This window comes from Mycobacterium sp. DL (genome assembly GCF_039729195.1).
Taxonomy (GTDB): Bacteria; Actinomycetota; Actinomycetes; order Mycobacteriales; family Mycobacteriaceae; genus Mycobacterium; species Mycobacterium hippocampi_A.
Window position 1 is genome coordinate 940,448 of record NZ_CP155796.1, and the last position, 20,465, is coordinate 960,912.

Sequence of the window (20,465 nt, forward strand, 5' to 3'; positions counted from 1 at the left end):
TTGCGTTGACACTGCGCCTTTGCCTTGACACTGCGCTGACGGCGGGCGCTACTCGGACTTCCCCGCCAGGGCTGCAGTCTCAACGGGGCGCTGAACGCGAGCAGGCCACGGCTGCGGGCGGGGCCGCATCCGCACCTGCTGCGGCCACCAGAACCACCGCCCCAACAGCGCCGCGATCGACGGGGTCATGAACGAGCGCACCACAAACGTGTCGAACAGCAGACCCAGGCCGATGGTGGTGCCGACCTGGCCGATGACGATCATGTCGCTGACCGTCATGGACATCATGGTGAACGCGAACACCATGCCGGCCGCGGTGACCACCGAACCGGTGCCCGCCATCGACCGGATGATGCCGGTGTTCAGGCCGGCGTGCAGTTCCTCCTTCATCCGCGACACCAGCAGCAGGTTGTAGTCGGCGCCGACGGCCAGCAGCACGATCACTGACATCGGCAGCACCATCCAGTGCAGCGGGATGCCAATAAGATGCTGCCACAACAGCACTGACAGCCCGAACGAGGTGCCGAGGCTGAGCACCACGGTCCCGACGATCACCGCCGAGGCCACGATCGCCCGCGTCAGCAGCACCATGATCAGGAAGATCAGGATCAGCGCGGCGGTCGCGACGATCAGCAGGTCGTAGTCGGCGCCGTGCTGCATGTCCTTGTACAGCGCCGCGCTGCCGCCGAGGTAGATCGTCGACCCCGCCAGTGGCGTGCCCTTGACGGCATCCTCGGCGGCGACCTTCAACGCGTCGATGCGCGCCGTGCCGGCCTCGGTCAGCGGATCACCCTGGTGGATGATGGTGAACCGCACCGCATGCCCGTCCGGTGACAGGAAAAGCTTGATGCCACGCTGGAATTCGGCGGTCTCGAACGCCTCCGGCGGCAGGTAGAACGAGTCGTCGTTCTGCGCGGCGTCGAACGCCTCACCCATGGCGGTGGCGTTGTCCTGCATCGCCATGGTCTGATCCTGCTGCGCCTTCTGGATCTGGTACTGCGTCAGCATGATCTCCTTCTGGTTCTTCATGGTCTCGATCATCGGGTCCATGAGGGTGACCATCTGAGGCATCAGCGCGGCCATCTGCTCGAAATCGGGCACCATGGCAGCGAAGTCGTCTGACATGGTGCTGATCCCGTCGAGGCTGTCGAAGATCGACCGCATCGCCCAGCACACCGGGATGTCGAAACAGTGCGGTTCCCAGTAGAAGTAGTTGCGGATCGGCCGGAAGAAGTCGTCGAAGTCGGCCAGGTGGTCGCGCACGTCGGCGATCGTGGAGCTGGTGTTCTTCATCGACTCGACCATGCGGTTGGTGATCGTCGACATCTCCTGGGTCAGCGACTTCATCTTGGTCATCGAGTCGATGGTGACCTGCATGTCGTCGGCCTGCTCGAGGGTGTTGTCGAGCATCTTCTGGATGTAGTCGTTGTTCATGATCTGGCCGGTGCTGTTGGCGCTCAACGTGTACGGGATCGTCGAGTGCTCGATCGGCTTGCCCTCCGGGCGGGTGATGGTCTGCACCTCGGCGATGCCGCGGACGTCGACGAGCGCTTTGGCGATCTTGTCGATCACCAGGAAGTCGGCGGGGTTGCGCAGGTCGTGATCGCTCTGCACCATCAGCAGATCCGGGTTCATCGTCGCCGACGAGAAGTGCCGGTCGGCGGCGGCGTAACCCACATTGGCGGCGACGTCGTCGGGCAGATAAACGCGGTCGTCGTAGATGGTGTGGTACCCGGGCAGCGCGAGCAGGCCGACCAGACACGCCACCACGCACGCGACCAGGATCGCGCCCGGCCAGCGCACGGTGGCCGCACCGACACGTCGCCAACCCCGAGAGCGTTCCATCCGTTTGGGTTCGAGGACCCGGCCGAACCGGGTGACCACCGAGATGAGCGCCGGTCCCAGCGTGACGGCCGCCGCGACGACGATCGTCATGCCGACCGCGAGCGGGATGCCCATCGTCTGGAAGTAGGGCAGCCGGGTGAAATGCAGGCAGAACGTGGCCCCGGCGATCGTCAGCCCGGAGGCCAGGATGACGTGGGCGGTGCCGCCGAACATGGTGTAGTAGGCGGAATCTCGATCTTCGCCGTTGCGACGCGCTTCCTGATAGCGCCCGACGAGGAAGATGCCGTAGTCGGTGGCCGCGGCGATCGCCAGCGTCACCACCATGTTGGTGGCGAAGGTGGTGAGCCCAAAAACCTCGTGGTAGCCGAGGAACGACACGATCCCGCGCGCGCCCATCAAGCCGAGGAACATCATCCCCGTCACCACCAGTGTCGTGACGACGGACCGGTAGACGATCAGCAGCATCACGATGATCACGACGAAGGTGACCATCTCGATGGTGCGCATGCTGGCGTCGCCGACGGCGTTCTGGTCGGTGGTGGTGGCCGCCGGTCCGGTGACGTAGGCCTGAACCCCGTCGGGCGCCGGGGTGTCGGCGATCAAAGTCCTTACGGCCTCGACGGATTCGTTGGCCAGCGTCTCACCCTGGTCGCCGGCGATGTACACCTGGACGTAGGCGGCCCTGTTGTCGTTGCTCTGCGCGCCCGCCGCGGTCAGCGAGTCGCTCCAGAAGTCCTGGACGTGCTGGATGTGGGTGGTGTCGGCGCGCAGATCGGCGACGATCCGGTCGTAGTACTCGTGGGCGGGGGCGCCGAGGTCCTGCTGGCCTTCGATGACGATCATCACCGAACTGCTGGTGTCGAACTCCTCGAACACCGAGCCGACTTCCTTGGTCGCGATCATCGCCGGTGCGCTGTTGGGGCTCATCGACACCGCGCGCATCTTGCCGACGACTTCGAGTTGCGGCACAACAACATTGAGGGCGACGATCAGCAGCACCCAGGCCAGGATGATCGGGACCGCCAACGTGCGCAGCGTTCGCGGCAGCCAGGGCCGTCCCGTCACCATGTGTGCGCTCATGCGGACTTCACCACGCAGAAGGTCTGGGCGTTGACGCCGGTCGCGGTGTGCTCTTCCTTGAGTTCGCCGTCGACGAGGATCCGGCAGGTGACGGTGCCGCCGTCACTCTGGGCGAGGATGTTCGCGCTGACCGCCGGCACCGTCGTGCTCAGCGTCAGCGACCACGGCAGCGCCGCCCCCTCGACGCGCTGCGGGATGCCGTCGAGGTCGACGTAGTTGATCAGCCCGGTGGTGCCGGTGCCGGCGACCTCGTAGGTCACCACCTTGGGGTTGAACGACTCGGCCTTGTCGGAACCGGCGGGGGTCACCAGCACCGGATCGGCGCCGAACACCTCGCGCAGTTGACTGACCGTGGACACGCCCACGACGACGGCGATGATCACGAGAACCGGCAGCCACAGGCGCTTGACGACCGCGGTCATGCTCGGCTCCAACGGGTTTCGGGGCTGCCACTTTCTGGACGGCCGCCGGGGAGGTTGTTCACGTGCGAGGCCTTTCACCGCATGTGTCGGCCCGCCGGGTCCGGTGAGCACCAATCGTCGTGTAGGTAACCTAATGACTTAAGTGGATAGAAGCAATCCAAGTGGACGAAGTCAATCTACTTTCTGTGTGACGGTCCGTACACTCGGCGGCATGACTGCTGGCGAATCGCGGACCACGGGCCTGCGTAAGGACGCCGAGCGCAACCGTCGGCGCATCCTCGAAGCAGCCCGTGAGCTGTGCGCTGCCCGGGGTCTGGACGCCACGCTCAACGAGGTGGCCCACCACGCGGGCCTGGGTGTCGGCACCGTGTACCGGCGGTTTCCGACCAAGGAGGCGCTGTTCGAGGCGATCTTCCAGGACGGCATCGACCAGCTTGTGGTGCTCGCGGAGACCGCGTTGGAGGCCGAGGATTCCTGGGAGGGTTTCGCCGGATTTGTGTGGCGTCTGACCGAGTTGACGGCGACGGATCGCGGCCTGCGGGAGATCGTCTTCAGCAAGGCGTACTGCGGGGGCGAAGTGGATGCCGGCCGCGACCGGCTCGACCCGCCGGTGTCTGCGCTCGCCGAGCGGGCCAAGCGCGACGGTTATCTGCGTCCTGAGGTATCCGGGACCGACATGCCGCTGTTCGGCTTGATGGCGGGCGCGGTGAGTGAGTACTCCGGCGAGGTGTGCGCCGATCTGTGGCGGCGCTACGTCGCGATCCTGTTGCAGGGCATGCGGTGTCAGCCCGGACAGGAACGGCTGCCTGTCGACGCGCTGAGCCACGATGAACTGCAGACCGCGATGCACACGTGGCCGGCCGCGGGCGCGCCGTAGCTGGGCGCCGGGCTCGGGCGTTGACACTGCGCTCAGGGCGCTCGCCACTCGAACTTTGGCGCCCTGTGTGCAGTCTCAACGGCGTCTGTCAGACCTCACCGGCAGGTCGCAGACGGGCGATGATGCCGTCGAGGTCGATGCGGAACATGTCGGTCCGGAACACGTGGCCGCCCGGCACTTCGCGCGCATCGCTCGGGATGCCCGCCGCGCTGAGACGCTGGCGGAACTCCCGCTGGCCGGCGAGCACCTGACTCTCGTTGACGCTGTCGAACCAGTTGAGTGGGTCTGGGCTGGTCCCGGCGACGAGGAAGACGCGCTTGTTGCGGTAGCTCTCGACACGTTCGATCGGATTGTCGGCGGTGACCCTGGCCTGGTCCCACAACGGTGCGCCGTAGACCGTGCCGCCGGCCAAGTCCACAACCGCCGAGGTGATGTTCGCCCAGTGCACGACCAGTCCGAAGTCGCGGCGCAGGCTCGCCGGCCCGGAGTGGCTACTCACCGAGGCGAAGTGGCCGTAGTACTTCGCTGCGTACTTCAGCGCACCGAAGCCGCCCATCGAGAATCCGCCGACGGCGCGGCCGTCGTACTCGGCGTACACCCGGAAGTTCGCCTCGATCCACGGCAGAAGCTGGGCGATGTGGAATGTCTCCCAGTTCCGCGGGCCGACGAACGAGCTCACCGGGTTGGAGTACCAGCCTGCGTGCCCGCCATCGGGCATGACGACGATGATCGGCTTCCCGGCGGTCAGGGCGCGGATACCCAGGAAGTCGAACTGGCGAAAATCCTCGGCGCCACCGTGGAGCATGTAGAGGACGGGGTAGGTACGTCCGCTGGTGCGGTAGTCGTCCGGAAGAAGGACATTGACCCCGGGATTCCAGCCGATCGCGGAGGTCTGAAACCGGTAGTACCACAAGCGGGCGTCGTTCTCGTTGCGGTCGATGATGCGCAGGCCGAACCCGTCGCTGCGGCCGACGAAGATCACCAGGTCACGCCCGACGGTGATCACGGCCGGATCGGCGATGCCGTTGACCGTGGCGATCAGCGGATAGAACGCGCCGTCACCGTAGAAGCGGGTAGCCAAGGACGACAGCGTATCCCCGGCGACCACGGGGTATCTGATGAGATCCGGGATGATGAGCCGTTGCCCGGGAGTGATGACGCTCGATTCGGATATCCCGCTGGCACCGGCGATCAACCGATCCAGATCCGCGTCGCCGTAGAAGCGTGACGCCAGCCCCGACAATGTGTCCCCGGCGACCACGGTGTATCTGGTGAAGTCGGGCATGAGAAGACGTTGCCCGACGTTTATGACGCCGGGATCGGCGATTCCGCTGGCGGTGGCGATCAGCCGATAGAGTTCGCCATCACCGTAGTAGCGCAACGCCAGTGCCGACAGGGTCTCGCCCGCGACGACTGTGTGTGTTCTGACCATCGTTCGCTCCTTTGACACACCTCGCTGCCGGACGCGACGAGTTCGGTGCCGCGAGGTTCGTCCGGCGCATCGTGGTTGTCCGCGGTGCCGATGGCAATCGCTTCGAGGTTCGGCGGTGCTGACCGATATGTCGGGCCCGAGCCAACAGAATTCTATTCCGGAATCCTCGATGCGTCAGGGGGTTTGGTGTTCTCGCAAGCTCTGCCGGGCGGGCATCAAGGGAAGTGCACCTACCACCTTCCGGGCCGGTGAACCGGCGTGCGATGGGTCTACCCTTGTGAGATGCGCCCGCCGATGCGGCCGGCGTGGGTTCGCCTGGCTCTCCCGGCATCGGCGAAGGGAAACTCTCGTGCCTGTGACAGGTCCGTGGCGGGGCGACCCCGTCTGGCTCGCGGACGTGCTGCGCGCTGAGGGTGTCCGTCTCGTCGAATATCCCGGCTGGCGAGACCGCGGCCACGGCGGCTTCAAGGACATCCGCGGCGTCATGGCCCACCACACCGGATCGAACAGCGCCAGCGCGGCCTCCATCGCCAACGGCAGGCCGGACCTGGCGGGGCCGCTGTCGCAGCTGCACATCGCCCGCAACGGCACGGTGACGGTGGTGGCAGCGGGGGTCGCCTGGCACGCCGGCATCGGGATGTACCCGTGGCTGCCGGCCAACATGGGCAATTGGCACACGATCGGTATCGAGTGCGCCAACAGCGGCACCAGTCCCACGGCGCGACACCGCACCAACTGGCCCGACGCGCAGTACGACGCGTTGGTCCTGTGCTGCGCCGCGATCAACCGCCGCCTGGCGCAGAACTCCGTGCGCACGATCGGGCACAAGGAGTACGCGGGCCGCTTCCAAGGCAAATGGGATCCGGGCGCGATCGACATGGAGATCCTGCGCAGCGACATCCAGCTCCGGATCGGCGTCATCGCGGACCCGGCGCCGACACCGAGACCGCCGGTGCCGGTCGGTGAGTACGCGCACATTCTTCTCTACCGCGGGTCCGAGGGGCCGCAGGTCGCCGAGCTTCAGCGCCGCCTCAAGTACGGTTATCGTTCGTATGCCGGGCATCTCGCGATCGACGGGGTCTACGGCCCGGAAACCGAAGCCGCAGTCAGGGAGTTCCAACGACGCACACCACGCTTGAAGGTCGACGGCATCGTCGGCCCTGCCACCGCAGCCGCCCTGAACATGAGGGTGGTGCCGTCTGAAGTGGTCTGAAAGCCATCGCCGGCCGTGCGACAGGAACCGGTGATCGGGAGATGAGTTTCAAGGGCGCAGTCAACTGGGCCACCGGCAGCCGCACCGTGGAGTCCATCGCGCGGGTCGGCTACCCGGTCAACGGGGTGCTGCATCTGCTCATCGCGTACATCATCGTGCGGATCGCGTTCGGCTTCGTCGGCGACGCCGATCAGACGGGTGCATTGGCGACGTTGGCCGCGCAACGGGGCGGAGAGACGTCGCTGTGGGTTGTCGCGTTCGGGCTCGTCGCCCTGGCGATGTGGCGGTTGGCGGAAACCGCAGTGGGACTGCACCCGGGCGAACACACCCACGCTCATATGCGGGACACTCCGCTCATCAACCGGCTCAAGGCGTTTGGTATGGCGCTCCTCTATCTGGCGCTTGCCTTCGCTGCGGCACAGTTCGCGCTGGGGATCGGCCGGCAGGGCAGCGATCGGGCCGAAGGTCTGAGCGCGCAGCTGATGCAGTCTCCCGGTGGGAAAGCAGTCCTGGTGGCCGTGGGAGCGGTGATCGCCGCGATCGGCGGCTATCTCGTCTACAAGGGTGCGTCGCGGAAGTTTCTCGGCGACCTCACGGTGCCGGGTGGACGGCTGATCACCGCGTTGGGTATGAGCGGTCACGTCATCGAGGGGGTGGTGTTGTTCGCAGCCGGGGCGTTGGTCATCGGCGCGCCGTTCCTGCACGATCCGACTCGGGCCACCGGGTTGGACGCCGCGGTCGAGGCTCTCGGTGAGGCCCGGTTCGGTCAGGTGATACTGCTTTTCGCCGCAGCGGGATTCGCGGCCTACGGCCTGTACAGCTTCGCGTTGACGCGCTACTCGCGGATGTGACCTGGCTCGTTTTCGTTGAGACTGCGCTCAGGGCGGTCGCCACTCACACTTTGGCGCCCTGTGTGCAGTCTCAACGGGCCTGTGGATAGATTCTGCGGCGGATCGTCTGGAAATGGCACGCTTCCGGAATGGAGGGGGCGTTCCGGGGTAGCGAGGCGTTGGCGCTTGGGTCGCTGACGCGCCACGACCTCCGGACGAACTTCAGCCGAGTGCTGCCCGACGTCTACGCGCTGAAGCCGGCCGAGCTGACGCTGCAGCAGCGAGCGGCAGCAGCATGGCTGTGGTCGGGACGACGGGCTGTGGTCTCGGGGGTGACGGCGTCGGGGCTGTGGGGTGCAAAGTGGGTCGACGCCGAAGTGGTCGAGCTGAACTGGCCAAATCACCGGGCGCCGCCCGGGGTGCTCACGCGCAATGACACGGTGCTGGACGACGAGATCGCCGTCGTCGACGGGCTTCCGGTGACGACGGTCGAGCGGACGGCGTTCGACCTCGCGCGGCGCGGTGCGAAGGCAAATGCGGTCGCGAGGCTGGACGCGCTGGCGCGGGCCACCCACTTCAAGAACGAGGACGTCCTCGACCTGTCGCAACGTCATCCGCACGTGAAGGGTCTGCGACGGGTGGAGGAGATGCTGGACTTTGTGGACGCGGGAGCGGAGTCGCCGAAAGAATCGTGGCTGCGAATGATGTTGATACGCAATGGATACCCGCGGCCCGCCACGCAGATCCCGGTCCTGGGCGTGGATGGCTATCCGCGGTACTACCTCGATATGGGCTGGGAGGACATCATGGTCGCGGTGGAGTACGACGGCGAGCATCATCGCGAGGACGACGAGGCCTACCGCAAAGACATCATCAGGATGGAGTACCTGGCCAGCATCGGCTGGCTCGTGGTGCGGGTGGTGAAGGGGCAGTACAAGGAACAGATCCTGCGGCGGGTGGAAGGCGCGGTGCGCTCGCGTAGCGGCTTTGACCTCCGTTGAGGCTGCGCTGGCGGCGGGATCTTCCGCACTTTCCCGCCCTGAGCGCAGTCTCAACACAGGTCCGGCCGTTGAGACTGCACTGAGGGCGGTGTGTACTCGCACTTCCCCGCCGTCACTGCAGTCTCAAGGGAGAGGGGCCCTGGTTGCAAACGGCTCAACGCCCAACTATAGTACGGACACACCAATGATAGTTGGCCATAGGAGGTGTCCGGTGCAGTTCGGGCGGCCTTTCGCCACGGTGACGCCGACACTCGATGGTGACGTGCTCGCGGTGCTGGCGCGCAACGATGCCACCTTCACGACGGGCCAGGTCCACCGAATCTTGAATCGGTTCTCCGAAGAGGGCATCCGAAAGGTGCTCTCGCGCCTTGTGCTCCAAGGTGTTGTGCATGTCGAGCGTGTGGGCAACACCAACGCCTATCGGTTCAACGCCGAACACCTCGCTGCCGATGCGATAGTTGCGCTTGCTCGCATTTCCGACACATTCTTCACCCGCCTGGAGAAGCAGATCGACGGATGGGAACAGCCCCCGGCGTACGGAGCGGTATTCGGATCAGCGGTGACCGGCTCGATGACTCCGAACAGCGACATCGACCTGTTCCTGGTGAGGGAGGATGGAACGGCGGACGAGGTGTGGTCGCGTCAGCTCGGAGACCTCGTTCGCACGGTCTCGAAGTGGACCGGGAACGACGCCCGCACAATCGAATATACGGTTGCCGACCTTATTGAAGCGCGCGATGAACCTGTCGTGCGTGAAGTCATCGAAAACGGACTCACGGTGGCGGGCACGAGGACGTGGCTGCTGGGAACGGTCGGGATGACACGTCTAAGTCGTAACCGATGACGGGGCGCACCCGACCGTCATCGAGTGCGATCATTGCGGGTCGTCTGAAGAAGGCGACAGAGTTTCTGGATGCCGCCGGATCGCTTGCGGACGACTCCCCTGACGCAGCAATGAATCTCTACGTGCTGTCGGGAATCGCTGCAGCCGACGTGGTGTGTTGCATCCGACTGAACGAGTACGCGATCGGTGAGAACCACACCCAAGCGGTCAGCTTGTTGAAACAGGCTGACGAAACGTTGGACCGGGATCTGCTGACCCTTCTCAACATCAAGTCGAAGGTTGCCTACACCCATCAATCGGCGACGGCTGACGAGCGCAAGAAAGCGAAGCGAGCGGCTGAAAGACTCGAGAGGGCAGCGCGGCTCTCTGCCGGTCTACGAGATTAACGGGGTTGTGCATTGAGACTGCGTTGGCGGCGGTGTCTACTCGAATTTCTCCGCCCTGAGCGCAGTGTCAACGGGAGCCGGCCTCAGCCCAGCGGTGGTGGGCAGCGGACGCCGAGCACTGGTTGCCTGCGTCTGCCGTGGCCCCATCCCCGGTCCCATGGCCAGCGACCAGCATCGTCTGCCCAGACCAGCTGCAAGGCGCGAAAATCCCTGCGGTAGAGCCTGACGGCGGACTTCAGGTGCACGTCTGGGTGTTCGACTTCGACCACTTCGAGACAAAACCTTCCACCACAGTCGATGTGTTCGCCTGGCTGCAAGACCATGCCCTCGTCGACCATCTGATCGCCGATCGCGTTCAACAGCCGAACAGACAACTGCGGCTGTATCCCCGTCACCAACAACTCCGGCAGGCCCTTCTCCTGCAGGCCGACGGTGTACGCGAATGGCCGCTTATCGCTCTCGACAAACTGCACTGCCCATCTGTGGGCTTTGATGGTGTCCCGCAGAACGTCCAGGTAGTCGTCGATGGTCTTGTCGGGATTGTCGCACTGCCAGCACATGGCCGCCCCTTCTGTCGTGGTTGCGGCCAAGCCTGCACGCACCCACCGACAGGTCCGGATGAGCAACGCGGGCTCGCGTTCAGACTGCGCTCACGCCTAGGCCTTCTCGAACTTCATTGCCCTGAGCGCAGTCTCAACGGCTAGGGCGTCTCAACGGCTAGGACGTCACGCCGGCGGTGGCGGTGGCGGTGGTGGCGGAGGTGGAGGAGCCAGCCACGGCAGCACTATCGGCGGCAGCCCCGGGATCTCGATGACGTTCGGCGGCGGGGGCGGCGGCGCCTCGGGAGGCGGCGGTGGAGGCGGCGGCCCGCTCGGAGGAGGCGGCCGGTACACCGGCGCCGGAGCGATTCCGCTGCTGGTGTTGATCGTGATGATCGAACCGGGGATGGTCCTGCCCCGCGGAGACGTCCCCACGACGGCGCCCCGCGAGGAGTAGCTGGCAATCGGCGTCGGCTCCGGGGCGACCTGAAAACCGGCGTCCGTCAACTTCTTTCGTGCCGCATCGAGCTTCAGCCCGGTCACGCTGGGGACCTCGCTGCCCGGGCCGCCGTCGACGTAGCGCGGGTCGGTGGGCGGCATCACCACGGGACCGAAGTCCTCGGCGATCGGCTTCATCGCCGCGTACCAGGTAAGGGCCGGTGCTGTTCCGCCGTAGAGGGTTCCGTCGCTGCACTGGCGCAGCGGGTACGCGCACAGTTCTGACGGAGTCGGGGAGTCGTTGAAGATGTAGCTCGCCGCGGCGTACTGATTGGTGAAGCCGAGGAATCCCGACGACCGGTGCGATTCGGTCGTGCCGGTCTTACCCGCCATCGGTAGATCCCATCCGACCGAACCCGCGGCACTCGTCGCGGTTCCGCCGGTGTGGTCCTTACCCAGCGCGTTGGCCATCGTGTTGGCGAGCCCCTCGGGGACGACCTGCTCGCAGGGCGCTGTGTCGAGGGCGACCTCATCGCCATAGCGGTCGATGACCTTCTCGATCGGGCTGGGCGGACACCACATGCCGCCCGAGGCGAGCGTAGCGGCGACGTTGCTCAACTCGAGCGCGTTGAGCTCCAGCGGCCCGAGCGTGAACGACCCGAGGTTCTGCCGCTTGACGAAGTCGGCGATGCTCTCGTTGGTCCCGGGGTCGTACGCGCGGGCGGACCCAGGCTCGGCGTAGGACCGCAGCCCGAGTCGGACCGCCATGTCGACTGCGCGGGGGACACCGATCTGGGCGATCAGCTTCGCGAACGCGGTATTGGGAGATTTCGCCAGCGCATCGGTCACATTCATCTGGCCGGCCGACCCGCCGGCGTTCTTGACACACCAGGTCTTCGGCGGGCACCCCGGTTCGCTGCTGTCGCCCAAGCCGGTGCCCCGGAACGTCTGCGGCACATCGAGTGTGGCGTTGATGCCCAGCCCCATCTCGAGGGCCGCGGCCGTGGTGAAGATCTTGAAGATCGAGCCGGCGCCGTCGCCGACGAGGGAGAACGGCTGCGGCTGCACCGTCTGCCCGGCGTTGAGGTCCAACCCGTAGGTGCGGTTGCCCGCCATCGCGACGATGCGGTGGGCGTCGCGGCCGGGCCTGATCACGCTCATCACGCTGGCGACGCCGACGGCGGTGGGGTCGGCGAATTCGTCGATGGCGTTCTTGACGCTGTCCTGGACCTTCGGGTCGAGGGTGGTGCGGATCAGGTAGCCGTTGCGTGCCAGGTCCTCTTTGCTCAGGCCGGCGCGGGCCAGGTACTGCATCGCGTACGCGCAGAAGAACGCGCGGTTACCGGCGGCGATGCAGCCCTGCGGCAGCGGTTCCGGCCGCCGCAGCACGCCCAGCGGCTGGGCCTTGGCGGCACGGAGTTCGTCGGCCCTGTCGGGCAGGTTCTCGATCATCGTGTCGAGCACGACGTTGCGGCGTTCCAGCGCGGCATCGGGATTGGTGTACGGGTCCAGGGACGTCGGAGAGCGCACCATCCCGGCCAGCAGTGCCGCCTGCTGCCAGTTGAGGTCGGCGGCGTTGATGCCGAAGTAGGTCTTCGCGGCGTCCTGAACGCCGAACGCGCCGGTGCCGAACGACACCAGGTTGAGATACCGGGTCAGGATCTCGGCCTTGGGCAGGGCTGCGTCCAGGGCCAAGGCTGCCCGGATCTCGCGCAGTTTGCGTGCCGGGCTGATCTCGACGGCGGCACGCCGATCCGCATCGGTCTGCGCACGGACCAGGAGGTTGAAGTTCTTGACGTACTGCTGCTCGATCGTCGACCCGCCCCTGGTGGCGGTGTTGCCCTGCAGATACCCGGCCAGGCCGGTCAGGGTGCCCTGCCAATCGACGCCGTTGTGTTCGGTGAAGCGCTTGTCCTCGATCGAGAGGATCGCCAGCTTCATCGTGTCGGCGATCCGATTGCTGGGCACCACCCAGCGGCGCTGCTCGTACAGCCACGCGATGGGGGTGCCTGCTGCGTCCACCATGGTGGACACGATCGGCACCTCACCCTCGAGCAGTTGCGTGGATTCCTCTGTGGCCGAGTCGGATACGCGCAGCAGTGCCGTTCCCGCGCCACCGACAAAGGGGAACATCAACGCTGCCGCGAGCAGCCCAGCCACCAGGCAACAGCCCGCCAGTCTGGCGAGAGCCCACCACTTCGCCCGACGCTGGTCGCGCATGGCGTCAGCTTAGGACGGTTCGCGGTAGCTGACAGTGGATTGCGTGTGACTGGCAAACGGCCGTGGCAACAGGCGGACGAGGGCTGGTCTCCCCTCGCTATTGAGTGCCCACTCGGCGTTTGGCGTCTCTGTCGACGGCGGTGGCGATGTCGTGGACGAGCCTGGAATGCCACTGCTTGTGCGCTGCCAAGTCTGCTGTGAGCGCATGACAGTCAGGACATTCCTGGTGGGCTGAGCTCTGCTGCGTCTGCTCCATGGCCAACACCTCCTCGAAACTATGCGGCTGTGTCCACGGTGGCACGGCGGAGACCCCCCGTCCAGCATTCATCGCAACGAGATGACTTCCGTCCCTATCCCGGAAGCGAACCCGGTGCTCTGATGGAACTGACGGGACGGCGCTGTTCGTACCGGCGGGCAGTGCCGTCCGACGGATGGAGGTCACTGCAATGAACACGTCACAACAGGTCCATGACAGGACGCGGATGTTCGCCCGCGTGCTCGGACCCTTTCTGGTGATCGTCGACGTCGCGGCCGTGCTGCGGGCGTCGGACATGCGAACGCTGCTGTCGGACTTCTCGGCGGACTCGGCGTGGCCGTGGATGTCGGGTGCGTTCATCCTGATCGGCGGCCTTGTCATCGTGGCCCTGCATCAGCACTGGCACGGTCCCCCGGCGATCATCGTCTCGGTGCTGGGCTGGCTGGTCGTCGCCCGTGCGATATTCCTGCTCTTCTTCCCGGATACGTTCATGTCGTTGGCGAACAACATGATCGGTGAGACGGTGTGGTTGATCGTGGCGTGCGGAGTGGCCGCGCTGATCGGTGCGTACCTGACCTACGTGGGCTGGGCACCGGAGCGCCATGGACCGGCCGCGCACGCGGCGAACGCGAACCGGGACGTGACCCCGGCCGCCTAGCCTCCGCTCCGAGGCTGAGTTCGTCGGCGCACCTGTTGCTCGTGCGACGATGGTTGGCAGATCGCGGAGAGCAGAGGAGTTTGAGATGGGGTTCGAGCGAATCGACGACCTTCTGAATGGCGTGACCGCGGACGGGTCGCTGCACGGTGTCGCCGCGACGGTGGTCGGCCGTGACGGCGTCCTCTACCAAGGCGCGGCGGGGGATGCGAAGCCCGACACGATGTTCCGCAACGCGTCGATGACCAAGGCCGTCGCGACCACCGCGGCGCTCCAGCTCGTCGAGCAGGGGCGCGTCGATCTGGACGCGACTGTCTCGTCGATCGTGCCCGAGTTCGGCGAGCTCCAGGTGCTCGACCACTTCAATGGCCGTGAGCCGGTCCTGCGGGCGCCCACGACGCAGGCGACTGTCCGGCACTTGATGACCCACACGGCGGGCTGCGGTTACCACTTTCTCAACGAGAAGCTCTTCACTTACTGCGTCGAGCAGAACTTTCCCAACCCGCTCGAGGGCATCAAGCAGAGCCTCAGCGCGCCGCTGGTCCACGATCCCGGCACGGTCTGGGAGTACGGCGTCAGCACCGACTGGCTCGGCATGGTCGTCGAGGCCGTCAGCGGGCAGACGCTGGCCGAGTACCTCGCCGCGCATGTCTACGGCCCGCTCGGCATGACGGACTCGACGTTCGTCCCGACCGACGAGCAGCGCGCGCGATTGCTGCCCATCCGCTTCCGGGCACCTGACGGCAGCCTGACGGCCACCGACCTCGACCTGCCGCCCCAGCCGGAGTGGGACGCCGCCGGCCACGGGTCCTACGGGACGATCGCCGACTACGGGCGTTTCGTGCGCGCCTGGCTCAACGGCGGCGAGCTCGACGGCACACGCATCCTGAAAGAAGAGACCGTCGAGCTCGCGTTGCGGGACCACCTCGACGGGGCACCGTTGCCGAAGAAGATGGAGCCGGCAGTCCCTGAGCTGACCAACCCGGTCGAGCTGCTCGACGTGCCGCAGGGGTGGGGCCTGGGGTTCCATCTGTACCTGGTCGACCTGCCCGGCATGCGCAGCGCCGGCTCGGCCGACTGGTCGGGACTGTTCAACAGCTTCTTCTGGATCGACCGTACGGCGGGGATCGGCGCCGTGATCGCGACGCAGGTACTGCCGTTCTTCGACGGAAAGATGGTCGAGACGATCCTCGGCTTCGAGGCCGCGGTCTACGCGGAGCTCGCCTGACGTTCAGGCTGCGCTGACGGCGCGGATTCCGCACGAATGGCCGCCGTGAGCGCAGCCTCAACGGCATGCGGCACTTGCCTGCGGGATAGGAAACTCTGCCCATCCCGGCACGGGACTCTGGCTTCCCGGCGATTACGGCGAAGCGCTCTGACCAGCAGTATTCCTCTCAACAGATAGACCCGGCACCAACCGAGAGGCACACATCATGACCGCATCGACCACCCGCAAGCTGACCGGCGTCAAGTACGCGGCGACCATCCTCGGCGCCTTCGCCGTTCTGATGGCCGCCCCGGCCACCGCCTTCGCCGTCGACAACGAACCGACACCCAGTGGCAGCTGCACCTACACCGACCCCGACGGCTACCCGATCCCGATCGACGACGGCCAGGACGTCTTCGTCGACGGCAAGATCGTCAGCTGCCGCGGCGGCACGATCACCATCACGACGGCGCCCCTGCGCGGCACCATCTTCCAGCCACCGGCGTCCACGAGCGGCGGAATCCTCGAGCCGGCGGAACCCAAGACCGACGGCGTCTTCCAGCCGCCGGTGGTCAACCGCGCCCCCGTCCTCGATCGCGCACCGGTTCTCGCCCAACCCTGACCGCCGCCCCCACCTCGGCCCGTCACCCGAACCGGTGACGGGCCGAGCCCCGCTGAACGAAGCGTTCGCAGGCCAGAACACCGTCGCTAGGCCAGAATTGCCCGATAGGAGGTTCGCATGTCTTCCCACCTGGAAGTCTTCAAGCCGTCGGGGCGGGAACTCGTTTCCCTGGACGGCCAACGCGTGACCCTCGGCAAGGCCTCGAGCAACGCCATCGCACTCGAGCACGACGACACCATCTCGCGGCTGCACGCCGTCTTCGAAAACCTCGGGGCCGCATGGTCGATCCGCGACATGGGCAGCCGCAACGGCACGTACCTCAACGGCGAGAAGATCACCGCCGAACGCGTTCTGCACTCCGGAGACGAGGTGCGCGTCGGCAAGTCGCGGTTGATCTTCTGGATGGTCCACGACTCCGCCGAGGGCCGCCGCGACGAGCAGACCGTCGCCGCCCAGCCCGTCGAGGCCCCGCCGCGGCTAACCCCGCGCGAACTCGACGTTCTCGTGGTGCTGTGCCGGCCGCTGGTCTCCGACGATCCGTTCCCGGAGCCTGTGTCGGTCCGGGCGATGGCCCGCGAGCTCTACGTCACCGAGGCCGCCGTCAAACAGCACCTGCAGAACCTCTACGACAAGTTCGCCATCCCCACCGAGGGTGACCGGCGCGTCCGGCTTGCCAACGAGGCGCTGCGCCGCGGCGCGGTCACCCTGGCCCAACTGCGGGAGCAGGCTACGTGAAGTCCAGTGCCTCGACCGTCGCCACCGGTCCTTCGTGGGTCGGCCGGTCGGCGCCCCCGATGACGTAGACGGTGGAGCCGACCGCCGCGACCGCTTGACCGTGCACCGGTGTGTTGATCGGAGCCTGGGTGCTCCACGTGCGGTTGGCGACGTCGTAGATCTCGACGGTGGCCAGCACCCGCGTCGGTTCCTCGCCGCCGACCACCACGATGCGGCCGTCGACGAGTGCCGCGCCGAAGCTGCCCCGTGGAGTCGGCAGGTCCGGCAACCCCTCCCAGTTCCCGGACGCGGGGTCGAACCGCTCGAAGGCTGCTGAGTTCTCGTCGGCGCTGAGCATCCGTCCGCCGACGGTGTAGACGTACACGCCGTCGGACACTGCCGCGAGATGCTCACGGGGAGTGGGGATGTCGGCTGCCTGCGTCCACGACTGGCCGTCGAACACCTCGGTCTGGGCCACGAGTTGCTTGTCGTTCTGCCCGCCGACCACCACGAGCTTGTCGTCGACCACCGCCGCAGCCCCCGCCGCCCGCGCGTGCTGCAGGCTCGGTAGCTCGACCCACGTGCCGTCGCGCAACGCGAACACCTTGTCCGACGCCTGCGTGATGGTGTCGGTGGCGCCGCCGATCACCACGACTTCGCCGCGATAGGTGGCCGCCGCCGCATGATTCAGCGGGATCGGCAGCGACGGCTGCGGCTGCCACTGATTCGTGGCGGGGTCGTAGGTCTCGACAGTCTGAAGCGTCTCGCCCTCCCGGATGCCGCCGACGAGCCAGATCTTGTCGTCGAGCACTGTCCACGCCGTCATTAGCCGAGCGGTCGGCGCATCCGGAAGCGACCGCCACTGCGCCGCGGGTTGCGGTATGCGCGGTGCGAGCTTGAGCGCCTCGGCCGACGACGTGGCCTGGCCGTCGCCGGCGCCGGTGGACCCGCCGATCGCGTACACCGTCTTTCCGACGGCCGTCACCGCGGCACCGCGGCGGGCGGTGCTCAGGTCAGGCAGATCCGTCCACGTCGCCGTCGTCAGATCGAGCGCGGTCACACTGTCGAGGGATCGCCCCCCGGCGATACCGCCGACCGCCACCAATCGGGCGTCGGTGACGGCGGCTCCGAAGTCGCTGCGCGGCTCGGGAAGTGCCGGCATGGTCGTCCAGGTGTCGGCGCCCGGATCGTATGCCTCGACGGTCGCCAGGTCCGTGGCCCCGTTCGTGCCGCCGATCGCGTAGACCAGGTTGCCGTCCGAGGCCGCAGCCAGCAGTTGGCGCGGGGTCGGCATCGGCGCTCCCTGCGTCCACCCGCTGCCGTCGTACACCTCGGTGGTGTTCAGCACCCTGCCGTCGGCGTCCACTCCGCCGGTGACGACGATGCGGTCGCCGACCACCGCAGCCGCCGCCGCGGCGCGCGGCTGTAGCAGCGGCGGCAACTGCATCCACCGGCTGTTGACCACCCGCCACACCTGGTCAGTGGCAACCTGGGTGTCGGCACCCTCGGTGCGCCAGCCGCCGAGTACGACCGGGGTTTCCTGCCACGTCACCGACATCGCCCGCTGCACCGGAACGGGCAGGGGCTCGCCGCCTTTCCAGCTGTCGATCGCCGGGTCGTAGCCCTCGTGAGTGCTGCTAACGCGGTCGTCGGCACCCATACCGCCGAAGATCCAGATGGTGCCGTCGGCCTGCGTAGCGGCCACCCCGTCGAGAGCCGTGCGGGTGTCGCTGATCGGGCGCCACCCGGGCTGTGCTTCGGCGGCCGGCTGCGCAGTGGGTGTCGCGCCGACACCGCCGTCGGTGTCCCGCGACGCCGCGACGATCGCGACGGTGCCGATCACCAGCAGCACCACGGCCGCGGCGGCACCGAGCGCGATCAGTGTCTTCTTACGGTTCCTGGGCGCGACGGGCGGCGGGGGAGGGGGGTTCCACGGGGTGTTCGACGGGCTGCGGGCGAACATGTCGGGTGGCGGCGGGGGCGGCGGCGGAGCTGGTGGCACGTTGACCGGGATCGGTGGCACGGCTGACGGGTAGGACGGCTCCGACAGCGGAAGTGCTTGGGTGCCTTCGGGTTGCTCGGCAGCAGGGGTGGGGTCGCCGATCGCCATCGAGTCCGCGGTCAACCCGTTGTGCCGCTGAGCTTCCTGCATGGCGCGGCCGAACTCGGCCGCCGAGCCGAACCGGCCGGCCGGGTCCAGCGACATCGCCTTCTCGATGGCCGAGCACACATCGGACGGGATGCCGAGGTGGCGCAGGTCCGGCACCGGCTGCGAGGTGATCCGCAGGTAGTGCGCGACGAGTTCCTCATCGGTATTGCGCTCGTGCGCGGCCTTCCCGGCGATCAATGCATAGATTGCGGCGCCGAGCGAATAGACGTCGGCCTCGACCGTCGGCGGCTTACCGGTGAGCACCTCGGGAGCGGTGTAGGACAGTGTGCCGGTGAAGAACCCGGTCACCGTTTTGTATCCGCCGACGATGCGCGCGGTGCCGAAGTCGCTGAGCTGCGGATCGCCGTAGTCGTTGACGAGCACGTTGGCGGGTTTGATGTCGCGATGCAAAGTGCCTGTGCGGTGGGCGGTTTCGAGCGCCCCGCACAGTTTCACGCCGATGCGCAATGCGTCGGGCCACGGGATCCGGCCTTCCCGCCGCACCTGGTCGGCCAGCGATCCCTTCGCGTGATAAGGCATGACGATGAAGGGCCGGTCCCGTTCGGTCATGCCGACCTGCAGGATGTTGACGATGTTCGGGTGGCCCGACAGCCCGCCCATCGCGAAGCCCTCGCGAAGGAAACGTTCCTGGTCGTCCTGGTCGAGATTGGACGCGAGGACTTTGATGGCGACGGTGCGCCCGAGCGACTGCTGGTGGCAGCGGTAGACGACGCCGCCACCGCCCCTGCCCACTTCGACGGCATCGACGAACCCGGCGGATGCCAGCTCGATCCCGATCTCGCCCGCCATCGCCTCACATCCTCCGGTGAAGTGCGAGTAGTGGGCTAAAGGTACCGCTCAGCGGCTGTGTGTGCGCAGGCTTTGACGTTGCGTGCCCGGCGTGACCGGAGCGCAGGGCACTCGCGTCACACTGGCACCGCCGCTCGCTGAGCCTGCGCTCAGGGCGGTCGCCAGTCGAACTTTTGCGCCCCCGGTGTGCAGTCTCAACGACAGGTCAGCTGGATCAACTGCTAATGGCGGCGCTTCGTCGGACGGATCGGCCTGCGATCGGGCTCCAGGCCGAACATCTCTGATGCCTCCCTCCTTGCCTCAGCGCGCTCCTGTTCGTCCTTCTCGCGCAGAAACGTCATCGCTTGCTCCTGCAGCTCGTCGGCCGGTCTGCCCAGGTTGTCCAAGGCTGCCTGGCGGAGTTCGGCGAGCTCATCGGTGAGCGGATCCTCCGCGTCGGGACCGTCTGTGCGCAGCGCCACTCGCACGCCCTCGTTCAACCAGTCCAGTGCCGTCTGATGGTCGCCGATGGCGGCGTACTCCATCCCGGCGCGGTAGTACAGCCAGACATCATCGGGCGTTTCGGTGCGCACCGCCGCCCAGATCGGTTCGGCCTCGGCGACCCGGCCCATCCGCATCAGAATCTCTGCACGCAGGCACCGCGCGTCGGGCTGCATATCCGGCTCCAGTTCGGCGACCGCATCCGCCGCGACCAGGGCATCCTCCCACCGCTTCAGAACCTGGTACTCCCTGGCCAACTCCAGACACACTCGTTCCAGGTCGGGATGCCTGTCGACCTCAGGATCGTCGAGGCGTGTCCGCACTGCAATCTCCAGTGCGGCGACGTACCTCGCCGAATCCCGCGGCCGCGCAATGGATGCCGCAAAGAGCTCTCGCTCCATCGGATCTTCCTCATCCGCCATGCAATCGCATCCTCTGGCACTGT

17 protein-coding genes are annotated in these 20,465 nt (G+C 66.7%); 10 read left to right on the top strand and 7 right to left on the bottom strand.

All coding sequences use genetic code 11. The annotated features are described in order from the left end of the window. Positions 1-48: 48 nt before the first annotated feature. Together ABDC78_RS04600 and ABDC78_RS04605 are read right to left on the bottom strand one after the other, a co-directional pair. Entirely contained in the window at positions 49-2,925 is a 2,877-nt protein-coding gene (locus ABDC78_RS04600; protein WP_178359104.1) for an MMPL family transporter, read from the bottom strand. Further along, the gene (locus ABDC78_RS04605) at positions 2,922-3,347 is read right to left on the bottom strand and encodes an MmpS family transport accessory protein (protein ID WP_178359105.1); all 426 of its coding nucleotides are present in this window, start codon (positions 3,345-3,347) and stop codon (positions 2,922-2,924) included. Before ABDC78_RS04605 ends, ABDC78_RS04600 begins: the two co-directional genes overlap by 4 nt. Positions 3,348-3,558: 211 nt before the next feature. Between ABDC78_RS04605 and ABDC78_RS04610 the strand changes: the two genes are divergently transcribed. Next, on the top strand, positions 3,559-4,224 hold the full coding sequence (locus tag ABDC78_RS04610; RefSeq protein ID WP_178359106.1) for a TetR/AcrR family transcriptional regulator: 666 nt from the start codon (positions 3,559-3,561) through the stop codon (positions 4,222-4,224). A gap of 88 nt (positions 4,225-4,312) precedes the next feature. On the opposite strand, the gene ABDC78_RS04615 is transcribed toward ABDC78_RS04610, so the two are convergent. Then, positions 4,313-5,656, bottom strand: a complete 1,344-nt coding sequence (locus tag ABDC78_RS04615; protein ID WP_178359107.1) for an alpha/beta hydrolase-fold protein — start codon at positions 5,654-5,656, stop codon at positions 4,313-4,315. Positions 5,657-6,005: 349 nt separating this feature from the next. On the opposite strand from ABDC78_RS04615, the gene ABDC78_RS04620 reads away from it, so the two are divergent. The 5 genes from ABDC78_RS04620 (at position 6,006) to ABDC78_RS04640 (ending at position 9,930) form a co-directional block, all read left to right on the top strand. Next, positions 6,006-6,869 (top strand): N-acetylmuramoyl-L-alanine amidase, encoded by an 864-nt coding sequence (locus ABDC78_RS04620; RefSeq protein ID WP_178359108.1) that lies wholly within the window; start codon positions 6,006-6,008, stop codon positions 6,867-6,869. 41 nt (positions 6,870-6,910) lie between these two features. Beyond that, positions 6,911-7,720: a DUF1206 domain-containing protein gene (locus tag ABDC78_RS04625; RefSeq protein ID WP_178359109.1), complete on the top strand. Its 810-nt coding sequence runs from the start codon at positions 6,911-6,913 to the stop codon at positions 7,718-7,720. Between the two features lie 128 nt (positions 7,721-7,848). Next, positions 7,849-8,700 carry a DUF559 domain-containing protein gene (locus ABDC78_RS04630; protein ID WP_178359110.1) on the top strand — a complete coding sequence of 284 codons (852 nt, stop codon included), beginning with the start codon at positions 7,849-7,851 and terminating at the stop codon, positions 8,698-8,700. Positions 8,701-8,911: 211 nt separating this feature from the next. Next, complete coding sequence (locus tag ABDC78_RS04635) at positions 8,912-9,544, top strand: nucleotidyltransferase domain-containing protein (protein ID WP_178359111.1); 633 nt, start codon at positions 8,912-8,914, stop codon at positions 9,542-9,544. Then, the gene (locus ABDC78_RS04640; RefSeq protein ID WP_178359112.1) at positions 9,541-9,930 is read left to right on the top strand and encodes a hypothetical protein; all 390 of its coding nucleotides are present in this window, start codon (positions 9,541-9,543) and stop codon (positions 9,928-9,930) included. Before ABDC78_RS04635 ends, ABDC78_RS04640 begins: the two co-directional genes overlap by 4 nt. 83 nt (positions 9,931-10,013) lie before the next feature. On the opposite strand, the gene ABDC78_RS04645 is transcribed toward ABDC78_RS04640, so the two are convergent. Continuing rightward, on the bottom strand, positions 10,014-10,520 hold the full coding sequence (locus ABDC78_RS04645; RefSeq protein WP_347133326.1) for a DUF4262 domain-containing protein: 507 nt from the start codon (positions 10,518-10,520) through the stop codon (positions 10,014-10,016). A 135-nt stretch (positions 10,521-10,655) separates the two neighbouring features. After that, entirely contained in the window at positions 10,656-13,127 is a 2,472-nt protein-coding gene (gene ponA2 / locus ABDC78_RS04650; RefSeq protein ID WP_178359113.1) for a transglycosylase/D,D-transpeptidase PonA2, read from the bottom strand. A 446-nt stretch (positions 13,128-13,573) separates the two neighbouring features. On the opposite strand from ponA2, the gene ABDC78_RS04655 reads away from it, so the two are divergent. The 4 genes from ABDC78_RS04655 (at position 13,574) to ABDC78_RS04670 (ending at position 16,602) form a co-directional block, all read left to right on the top strand. After that, on the top strand, positions 13,574-14,041 hold the full coding sequence (locus tag ABDC78_RS04655; RefSeq protein ID WP_178359114.1) for a hypothetical protein: 468 nt from the start codon (positions 13,574-13,576) through the stop codon (positions 14,039-14,041). An 85-nt stretch (positions 14,042-14,126) separates the two neighbouring features. Further along, on the top strand, positions 14,127-15,266 hold the full coding sequence (locus tag ABDC78_RS04660) for a serine hydrolase domain-containing protein (protein WP_178359115.1): 1,140 nt from the start codon (positions 14,127-14,129) through the stop codon (positions 15,264-15,266). Positions 15,267-15,471: 205 nt separating this feature from the next. Further along, entirely contained in the window at positions 15,472-15,867 is a 396-nt protein-coding gene (locus ABDC78_RS04665) for a hypothetical protein (protein WP_178359116.1), read from the top strand. A gap of 117 nt (positions 15,868-15,984) precedes the next feature. Further along, positions 15,985-16,602, top strand: a complete 618-nt coding sequence (locus ABDC78_RS04670) for an FHA domain-containing protein (protein WP_178359117.1) — start codon at positions 15,985-15,987, stop codon at positions 16,600-16,602. Here the strand turns inward: ABDC78_RS04670 and ABDC78_RS04675 are convergent. Both ABDC78_RS04675 and ABDC78_RS04680 read right to left on the bottom strand, forming a co-directional pair. Continuing rightward, a complete protein-coding gene (locus ABDC78_RS04675) occupies positions 16,595-19,540 on the bottom strand; it encodes a kelch repeat-containing protein (RefSeq protein WP_347133327.1) in 2,946 nt (981 codons plus the stop codon). The genes ABDC78_RS04670 and ABDC78_RS04675 overlap by 8 nt on opposite strands. Before the next feature lie 221 nt (positions 19,541-19,761). Beyond that, the gene (locus tag ABDC78_RS04680) at positions 19,762-20,442 is read right to left on the bottom strand and encodes a hypothetical protein (protein ID WP_178358698.1); all 681 of its coding nucleotides are present in this window, start codon (positions 20,440-20,442) and stop codon (positions 19,762-19,764) included. Positions 20,443-20,465 lie beyond the last annotated feature (23 nt).